Here is a 1218-nt window from a genome sequence, read left to right as displayed (position 1 = left end):
CCGCAGCAGCCGCTCCATCCCCCGCGCACTACCCAGCTCACGCCCCACCTCCGCCCCCCCCGCGGCCCACCAGAGCGGCTAACGCCTGCTGATAATCGCCTACGCTGCACCCGTCGCCCGGCAGCAGCCAGAAACGCAGTGCCGCCTGATCCTGGTTATCCAGTGTGAGAGAAAGCGTCTGATTTGGCTCAGCGAAGTGCACCGGCAAGAAAGGGATAGCATCAAAGACAAAAGGCGCTTCGAGCCGATTGAACAGCTGATTGACGCTCTCCACCATTGCTGGCGAAGAGCGCCAGTTGGTGTCGAGGGTGTAATGCGCGCTCACTTCATTGCGCGCGCGGATATAGGTAAAGATGTCTGCGCCACGAAAGGCGTAAATGGCCTGTTTTGGATCGCCAATCAACAGCAACGCATGCTCGGGTTGATTACCGTACAGCGTGCGGAAAATGCGGTATTGCTGCGGATCGGTGTCCTGGAATTCGTCGATTAACGCTACCGGAAAACGCTGACGAATCGCCTGCGCCAGCATTTCTCCTGCAGGCTGCTGCAGAGCATCATCCAGTCGGCTCAGGAGATCATCAAAACCCAGCAGCGCCTGCTGGCGTTTTTCTTTCCGTACGGCAGCACGAACGTCCACCAGCGCGCGCGCAATCACCAAATCGCGCAGTGAAATCGGCTGAGCCAGGAACCGGTCGATGGCTGCAAACAGGGCATGGTGCGGAGGATTTCCCTTTTTGGTTTTCTCCTCCAGCACCTGTTGACCAAAGCGCGCCAGCTCCACGGGCACCTGATAATCCTGGGTTTCACTCTGCGCCCAGAAACTGACCTTATTTACCCACACCGGCAGGTTTTTACTGCTGTAGCTGCGTTTGTCCACATCGGACTGCCCCACCAGCGTCAGCACCTCTTCACCCACCGCGCGCCACTCGGCTTTGATCGCGTTAATGCGCGCCAGGTTTTGATTGTGGCGCGTCGTCAGTGTTTCATCGTTAGCGGGCGGCAACAGCAGGTTGGGAGATTCGCCCTGCAGCCACGGCCGCAACGTCGCCAGCAACTGCTCCGGGCCACTCCACTCGTTGACAATCACGCGGGCAATATCCAGCGAGAGCGGATAACAGTGGCGACGCCAGAAATCAGCCGTGGCCTGACGCAGCAGCTGTTGCTCATCTTCAATCAGTTGCTGTTCAAACAGCATGCCTGATTCAAAGGCGTTGAGAT

Annotated in this window: 1 pseudogene; it reads right to left on the bottom strand. The window is 58.3% G+C overall.

Annotated features, from left to right (window positions below):
- Window positions 1-76 precede the first annotated feature (76 nt).
- Window positions 77-1218 (bottom strand): annotated as a pseudogene (locus H7A81_RS27310) (UvrD-helicase domain-containing protein); the annotation flags it as partial.

The organism is Pantoea sp. ME81 (assembly GCF_903970985.1).
GTDB classification, from domain to species: Bacteria; Pseudomonadota; Gammaproteobacteria; order Enterobacterales; family Enterobacteriaceae; genus Pantoea; species Pantoea communis.
This window is presented reverse-complemented; position numbering and strand designations above follow the sequence as displayed.